Annotated in this window: 7 protein-coding genes and 1 pseudogene; 6 read left to right on the forward strand and 2 right to left on the reverse strand. The window is 70.2% G+C overall.

Annotation, left to right across the window (positions count from 1 at the left end; all coding sequences use genetic code 11):
- On the reverse strand, window positions 1-447 hold a 447-nt coding region (locus G6018_RS04155; RefSeq protein WP_182638838.1), incomplete at its 3' end, for an amino acid-binding protein.
- 78 nt (window positions 448-525) lie between these two features.
- On the opposite strand from G6018_RS04155, the gene gatC reads away from it, so the two are divergent.
- From gatC to G6018_RS04185, 6 genes are read left to right on the forward strand one after another with little or no spacing between them, the layout of a single operon-like run.
- Window positions 526-825, forward strand: a complete 300-nt coding sequence (gene gatC / locus G6018_RS04160) for an Asp-tRNA(Asn)/Glu-tRNA(Gln) amidotransferase subunit GatC (RefSeq protein ID WP_182638840.1) — start codon at window positions 526-528, stop codon at window positions 823-825.
- Window positions 822-2,276 (forward strand): Asp-tRNA(Asn)/Glu-tRNA(Gln) amidotransferase subunit GatA, encoded by a 1,455-nt coding sequence (gatA, locus tag G6018_RS04165; RefSeq protein WP_182638842.1) that lies wholly within the window; start codon window positions 822-824, stop codon window positions 2,274-2,276. Before gatC ends, gatA begins: the two co-directional genes overlap by 4 nt.
- Window positions 2,273-3,676 carry a DHA2 family efflux MFS transporter permease subunit gene (locus tag G6018_RS04170; protein ID WP_182638844.1) on the forward strand — a complete coding sequence of 468 codons (1,404 nt, stop codon included), beginning with the start codon at window positions 2,273-2,275 and terminating at the stop codon, window positions 3,674-3,676. The genes gatA and G6018_RS04170 overlap by 4 nt, the downstream gene beginning before the upstream one ends.
- A gap of 28 nt (window positions 3,677-3,704) precedes the next feature.
- A complete protein-coding gene (locus G6018_RS04175) occupies window positions 3,705-4,739 on the forward strand; it encodes an ATP-dependent 6-phosphofructokinase (RefSeq protein ID WP_182615866.1) in 1,035 nt (344 codons plus the stop codon).
- Between the two features lie 10 nt (window positions 4,740-4,749).
- Complete coding sequence (gene gatB / locus G6018_RS04180) at window positions 4,750-6,231, forward strand: Asp-tRNA(Asn)/Glu-tRNA(Gln) amidotransferase subunit GatB (RefSeq protein ID WP_182638846.1); 1,482 nt, start codon at window positions 4,750-4,752, stop codon at window positions 6,229-6,231.
- 54 nt (window positions 6,232-6,285) lie between these two features.
- Window positions 6,286-6,951 carry an NAD(P)H-binding protein gene (locus G6018_RS04185; RefSeq protein WP_182610880.1) on the forward strand — a complete coding sequence of 222 codons (666 nt, stop codon included), beginning with the start codon at window positions 6,286-6,288 and terminating at the stop codon, window positions 6,949-6,951.
- Window positions 6,952-7,165: 214 nt separating this feature from the next.
- Here the strand turns inward: G6018_RS04185 and G6018_RS04190 are convergent.
- A pseudogene (locus tag G6018_RS04190) lies at window positions 7,166-7,604 on the reverse strand (oxidoreductase); the annotation flags it as partial.

The following is a 7,604-nucleotide window of genomic DNA, read 5'->3' on the forward strand; positions in this document are numbered from 1 at the left end:
GCGAACCGCCTCGACCCGGCCCCCGTCCCACAACGGTGCGGCGGCGCCGCGAGCGACCAGCCGGCATCCATCGGTCGTCTCCTCCACCACGAGCGCCCACCCGAGGCGCAGCGCCGCGGGCAACTCGTCGGCGAGCATCTGGTCAGCGCCGGCCCCCGCCCCTGCCACCGCGTCGATGAGCTCGAGCTCGCGGTGCGCGTCGAGGATCCCGCCGAACGGCCGAAGTGAATCCACCATGACCCCGTCGAGTTGTTCGGCCGCGGTGATCAGGGTGTCGGGGAAGGTCCCGTTGGGAACGTTCACCACGATGTCGTCCACGGCCACCCCGTCGAACCGGTCCACAACGTCGAGGCTGATGATGTCCGCGCCGGCCGTCCCCAGGGCGACCGCGAGGGAGCCGAGGCTGCCCGGTCGATCGGGGAGCAGGACGCGGAGCAGATATGACATGGCGCCCATTGTGCCGCACTCTGACGGCCTGACTAGGCTGGGCCGGTACCGACACGCCACGCCGAAGGGACTACACACGTGACCTCGATCTCACGCGGGGACGTCGCGCATCTGGCCAGGCTCTCCCGCCTGGAACTGAGCGACTCCGAGCTGGATTCGTTCGCGAGACAGCTCACCGACATCCTCGACCACGTGCAGGCCGTGTCCGAGGTCGCAGCGGACGATGTCCCGGCGATGAGCCATCCCACCGCGATCTCCAACGTGTACCGCACCGACGTGGTCACCCCCGGCCTGACCCCGGAGCAGGCGCTCGACCAGGCCCCGGCCGCGGACCAGCAGCGCTTCGAGGTCCCGCAGATCCTGGGGGAGGAGGCATGAGTTCACTCACCACCGCCACCGCAGCTGAACTGGCCGGCCGGATCGCCGCGCGGGAGGTGTCCTCGGAGGAGGTCACCCGGGCACACCTCGACCGGATCTCGGAGGTCGACGGAGAGATCAACGCCTTCCTGCACGTGGGAGCCGACGAGGCACTCGAGGCCGCGCGCACCGTCGACGCCCGTCTCGCGGCCGGAGAGGAACTCGGCCCGCTGGCGGGGGTCCCGGTCGCCCTCAAGGACGTGTTCACCACCACCGACGCACCCACCACGTGCGGGTCGAGGATGCTCGAGGGCTACCGCTCCCCGTACGACGCCACGGTCACCGCGCGGCTCCGGGAGGCGGGCATCCCGATCCTGGGCAAGACGAACATGGACGAGTTCGCCATGGGGTCCTCGACCGAGAACTCGGCGTACGGCCCGACCCGCAACCCGTGGGATCCCAGCCGCACCCCGGGCGGGTCCGGCGGTGGCTCCGCCGCTGCCCTGGCGTCCCACCAGGCCCCGATCGCCATCGGCACCGACACCGGCGGGTCCATCCGCCAGCCTGCCGCCCTCACCGCCACGGTGGGCGTGAAGCCCACCTACGGCACCGTGTCCCGGTACGGCCTCGTGGCCTGTGCCTCGTCACTCGACCAGGGTGGACCGTGTGGTCGTACGGTCGAGGACACCGCCCTCCTGCACCAGGTGATCGCCGGACACGACCCCCGCGATTCCACCAGTCTCGACGTGGCGGTCCCGGACGTGGTCCGGGCGGCGCGCGAGGGAGCGCGAGGAGATCTGTCCGGTGTGCGCGTGGGCGTCGTCTCCGAGTTCGCCGGGGAGGGGTACCAGCCGGGGGTCGAGGCGTCGTTCCGTGCCTCCGTGGACACCCTGCGGGACCTGGGTGCGGAGGTGGTCGAGGTCTCGTGCCCGAACTTCCGCTATGCGTTGCCCGCCTACTACCTGATCCTCCCGTCCGAGGTCTCCAGCAACCTGGCCCGGTTCGACGCCATGCGCTACGGCCTGCGGGTCGGCGAGGGGTCCGCGGACCAGGTCATGGCGGCGAGCCGCGAAGCCGGGTTCGGTCCCGAGGTCAAACGCCGCATCATGCTCGGCACCTACGCCCTCTCGGCCGGTTACTACGACGCTTTCTACGGTCAGGCACAGAAGGTGCGCACGCTCATCGCGCGCGACTTCGACGCCGCGTACGAGAAGGTGGACGTCCTGGTCTCGCCCACCACCCCGACGACGGCGTTCCCGCTGGGGGCCAAGGTCGAGGACCCGGTGGCCATGTACCAGTTCGACCTCTGCACCCTCCCGCTCAACCTCGCCGGGCACTGCGGCATGTCCGTTCCGTCCGGTCTCGTCGACGGGCTCCCGGCGGGCCTCCAGATCATGGCCCCGGCGCTGGCCGACGACCGCCTGTACCGGGTGGGTGCCGCCTTCGAGGCGGCGAGAGGCCCGATCGCGTGACCACGGTCCCCGAGAGGGACGCATGGAAGGCCCTGGCGGCGCTCGTCATCGGGTTCTTCATGATCCTGGTGGATCAGACGATCGTCGCGGTCGCCACCGACGCCTTCGTCACACAACTCGGCGCGTCGACCAACCAGGTGATCTGGGTGACCAGCGCCTACCTGCTGGCCTACGTCGTACCGCTGCTGTTCACCGGTCGTCTGGGTGACCAGATCGGACCCCGCGCGGTCTCGATCGCCGGACTGGTCCTGTTCACCGGTGCATCACTGTGGTGTGGTCTCGCGGGCAGTATCGAGACGCTCATCGTCGCGCGTGTGTTCCAGGGACTCGGTGCCGCGCTGCTCACCCCGCAGTCGCTCAGCGTGATCACCAGGGTCTTCGCGCCCGGGCGTCGCGGGGCGGCCATGGGGATCTGGGGGGCGGTCGCGGGCATCGCCTCGGTCGTCGGACCCGTCCTGGGTGGTGTCCTCATCGACGCGTTCGACTGGCGCGCGATCTTCTTCGTCAACATCCCCTTCGGCGTCCTGGCCGTGGTGCTGGTCTGGCGGTGGGTCCCCAGGCTCGAGACCCGGTCGCACTCCTACGACGGGCTGGGGATCGCCCTGTCGGCCCTGGGTATGTTCCTGCTGGTGTTCGGCATCCAGCAGGGCGAGTCCCACGGCTGGGGCGGGACCACCCTCGCGCTCATCATCGCGGGGACGGCGGGCCTGGCGGCGTTCGTCTGGTGGCAGTCGCGCGTGCGCACGGAGCCACTGGTACCTCTACGCCTGTTCCGGGACCGGAATTTCTCGATCGGCACGTTCGGAGTCTCCACCATCGGCTTCGTCACCGCCGGCACCATGGTCCCGCTGATGTTCTACCTCCAGGGCGTCAAGGACCTCAGCCCCACGCGCGCCGGTCTGATGCTGCTGCCGATGGCGTTGATCGCGGGTGTCCTCGCCCCGGTCGTCGGGCGGTGGGCGGACAGGATCGACCCGCGGTTGTTCACGGGCATCGGGTACTTCTCCTACGCGATCTCCCTGTTCTGGCTTGCTCTGGTCATGGACTCGCAGACCTCGATCCCCGTGCTGCTCGGACCCATCGCCCTGATGGGGGTGGCCAACGGGTGTGTCTGGGCGCCCACATCGTCCACCGCGATGCGACGCCTCGAGCTCGCCTCCGCCGGAGCCGGCTCGGGGGTCTACAACACCACCCGCCAGGTGGGTGCGGTCCTGGGTTCCGCGGCGATCGGTGCGGTGATGCAAGCCCGGCTGGTCGTCCACGGCGACATAGGGCAGGCGGTGGCGGACGCCATGTATCTCCCCGCCGTGGTGGTCCTGCTCGGAGGAGTGGCGACGATGGCGTTTCGTACCGGTGAACAGTCACCGGAGCCGGGCACGGTGACCAGGTCCCGGCCCTAGACTGCGGGAGAACCGAGAGGAGTCCGACGTGCGTATTGGCGTGCTGACCGCAGGCGGGGACTGCCCCGGACTCAACGCGGTGATCCGCGCGTTGGTGCGGACCGCCCATTCCGAGTACGACTCACCCGTCCTGGGCTTCCAGGACGGGTGGTCCGGGTTGGTGCACGACCGTGCGGTGCCCCTGTTCGACGACGAGGGGATCGACCGCATCCTGCTGCGCGGGGGCACGATCCTCGGAACTGGCCGGCTCAACCCGGACATCCTCACCGGGAGCCTGCCGGAGATCCGGCGGACCCTGCAGCGCCACTCCCTCGACGCGCTGGTGGCGATCGGTGGCGACGGGACGCTGAAGGCGGCGCGGTGGCTCACGGAGAACGGTGTGCCGGTGGTGGGCGTCCCGAAGACCATCGACAACGACGTGGCGGGAACCGACTACACCTTCGGGTTCGACACCGCGGTCTCGATCGCCTCCGACGCGATCGACCGCCTGCACACGACGGCGGAGTCCCACGAGCGGGTCATGCTGGTGGAGGTGATGGGTCGGCACGCCGGGTGGATCGCCCTCCACGCCGGGCTCGCGTCCGGGGCGCACATGATCGTGATCCCCGAGGTGCCGTTCGACATCGACTACGTGTGCAAGGTGATGAAGCGCCGCTTCCAGATGGGGGAGGCGTACGGGATCTGCGTGGTGGCGGAGGGCGCCACACCCGTCGAGGGCTCGGGGATGACGTTGCGGCAGGGCGGGACCGACCAGTTCGGTCACGAGGTGTTCACCGGTGTCGCGGACCAGATGGCAACGGCGATCGCCTCCCGGATGAACCGCGACGTCCGCACCACGGTGCTGGGGCACATCCAGCGCGGGGGGACCCCCACGGCATACGACCGTGTCCTGGCCACCCGTTTCGGTGTCCACGCCGCGCATGCGGTGCACCGCGGGGATTTCGGTCAGGTGGTGGCGCTGCGCGGGGAGTCCATCGAGATGGTGCCGGTCGCCGAGGCCGTCGCCGTGCTCAAGACCGTCCCGGAGGACCGCTACCGCGAGGCCGCCTGCCTCTTCGGCTAGATTGTTCCGCATGGAGTTCACCGAGGTCGTGTCACGTTTCGATCCCGTCATGGGCATGGAGGTGCACGTCGAGCTGCACACCGCCACCAAGATGTTCTGCGGGTGCCCGACTGCGTTCGGAGCGGACCCCAACACCCAGGTGTGTCCGGTGTGCATCGGTCTGCCGGGGGCGTTGCCGGTGGTCAACGGGCAGGCCGTCGAATGGGCGATCAAGATCGGGCTGGCCCTCGGGTGTTCGATCGCGCCGTACAGTCGCTTCGCGAGGAAGAACTACTTCTACCCGGACCAGCCGAAGAACTATCAGATCTCGCAGTACGACGAACCGATCGCCCACGACGGTTTCCTCGACGTCCAGCTCGAGGACGGCACCACCTGGCGCGTCGAGGTCGAGCGGGCGCACATGGAGGAGGACACCGGCAAGTCCACCCACGTCGGCTCGGCCACCGGTCGGATCCACGGGGCCACGCATTCGCTGCTCGACTTCAACCGTGCCGGCGTTCCGCTGATCGAGATCGTCTCCAAGCCGATCGTCGGAGCAGGGGAGCGTGCCCCCGAGATCGCCCGCGCGTACGTCTCCGCTCTACGCGATCTGCTCCGGAGTCTCGACGTCTCCGACGTCCGTATGGACCAGGGGTCGATGCGGTGCGACGCCAACGTCTCACTGATGCCCAAGGGCGCCACCGAGTTCGGCACCCGGACGGAGACCAAGAACGTCAACTCCCTGCGCAGCGTCGAGGTCGCCGTGCGTCACGAGATGTGCCGCCAGGCGGACGTCCTGTCCTCAGGTGGGGAGGTCGTGCTGGAGACGCGGCACTTCCACGAGTCCGACGGGACCACCACCGCGGGCAGGCCCAAGGAATCCGCCGAGGACTACCGGTACTTCCCCGAGCCCGACCTCGCGCCTGTCGAGCCGCTGGACGAGCTGGTCGAGAGGATCCGCGCCGAGTTGCCCGAGCTGCCGTGGCTGCGCCGCGCACGGGTGCAGGCCGACTGGGGTGTCTCGGACGAGGAGATGCGCGACCTGGTCAACGCCGGAGCGCTGGACCTGATCCTCGCCACCGTCGACGCCGGCGCGCCCCCCACCGAGGCCCGGTCGTGGTGGGTGGCCTACCTCTCGCAGCAGGCCAACAAGCGCGGCGTGGGCCTGCCGGAGCTGGAGATCACCCCCGCCCAGGTGGCGCGGGTCATCGAGCTCGTGGCGGAGGGGACGCTCACCAACAAGCTCGCCCGGCAGGTCGTGGACGCGGTCCTCGACGGTGAGGGTGAGCCGGACCGGGTCGTGGCCGACAAGGGCCTCGAGGTGGTCCGTGACGACTCCGCCCTGCAGAAGGCGGTCGACGACGCCCTCGCCGCGCAGCCGGACATCGCGGAGAAGATCCGCTCCGGAAAGGTCCAGGCCGCCGGCGCGATCGTCGGAGCGGTCATGAAGGCCACCCGCGGGCAGGCCGACCCGGCCAGGGTCAAGGAGCTCGTGATCGCCGCCTGCGGGTGACAGCCCCGGGGGTCCTTGCGAGCCCGGGACGGGGTGTGTTCTTCTGGTGCGCAGGTGCCGAGAGGCACTGTGGGGACGGAAGCGGGTGACGTGGTGGCCGAGCGGGAGTGGAGCACGGGACCGGTGGTCATCACCGGCGCCTCCGGCCAGGTCGGCACCGCGCTTCGGGCGCGACTGGCCGGGCTGCCGAACGAGGTCCGCGCGCTGAGACGAGGCGACGACGTGGCCACGGCGTCGGTCGGAGCGTCCGCGGTGGTGCATCTGGCCGGGGCCCTGTTCCCGAGGCGGCCCGACACCTACCAGTCGGCGAATCTCGACACGGTGCGCGCCACGGTGACCGCACTGAAGGACTCAGGGGTGCGCCGCGTCGTCTTCCTGTCGTACCTGGGGGCGGATGAGACCTCGACCAACCCGTACCTGCGGTACAAGGCCCACGCAGAAGGACTCATCCGCGCGAGTGGGATTCCCGCGGTCGTCTTCCGCGCCGCGCACATCTTCGGCACCCCCGACGCACCCGGGCCCACCGTCACGGAGATGCTCTCCTCGGGGGACGGCCCGTCACCGTCCTCGGGCCGGGGACCCAACGCTATGACTGGATCGCTCGCGATGATGTCGCCGAGGCCCTGCTCCACGCGGCGCTGGACCACGCCACCCCGACCGGTATCTTCGAGCTCGCCGGACCGCAGTCCCTCTCCGTGGACGAGTTCGTCACTCGGGTGAACGGCGCGGACGTGCGGATCCGGCATCTGCCGGCCACCCTCGCACGTCTCCTCGGACGCGTCCTCCCGACGCTCCCGAGCCCCCTGGTCGACGTGATGCTCCGTGACTTCTCTCGTCTCCCGGCGCCGGGGAGACCGCGGCACTGTTCGGCGCCACCCTCCATCGCCTCGACGAGATGTGGCCCGCCGGGTGAGGTGCCCCACCAGACCGCGAGTCAGGTCCGGGCGTCGCCGCCTCCGCCACCGGTCCGGGGCAGGATGACGGCGCGATCGTCGGTGGGGACAGGGGAGCCACCACGCTTGTTGGTCGTCCCTCCGAGCAACACCCCGTCACCGACCGCCGCCAGACCGGTGATCCGTCCGTAGCGCCCCTCGGCCAGGGCCTCGGGCTGGCCCCGTGCCGCCCCACCCGCGAGGGGGAGTGCGTCGGCGCGTTCGCCGTCCGGCAACGCGAGTGCCAGTGAGTCCTCGGCCGCGGCGCACCCTCCCGCCGATCGCTGATCGGGCCAGGTCCAGATGATGCGGTCGGCGCTCCGGATCACCGCGCCGCGGTCGGTGACGGCGGACAGGTAGAGATCGGACCCGTGGGTGCACAGCCCGCTGACCCTGCCCAGGTCGCGGGCGACGACCTCCGGGTCGTCTGCCGTTCCGATC

The organism is Dietzia sp. DQ11-44, from assembly GCF_014145205.1.
In the GTDB taxonomy this organism is placed as follows: Bacteria; Actinomycetota; Actinomycetes; order Mycobacteriales; family Mycobacteriaceae; genus Dietzia; species Dietzia natronolimnaea.

What these genes read in the sequence shown, in the direction of transcription:
- gatA (WP_182638842.1), top strand. Translation starts at nt 822, where the DNA reads ATGAGTTCACTCACCACCGCCACCGCAGCTGAACTGGCCGGCCGGATC.
- gatB (WP_182638846.1), top strand. Translation starts at nt 4,750, where the DNA reads ATGGAGTTCACCGAGGTCGTGTCACGTTTCGATCCCGTCATGGGCATG.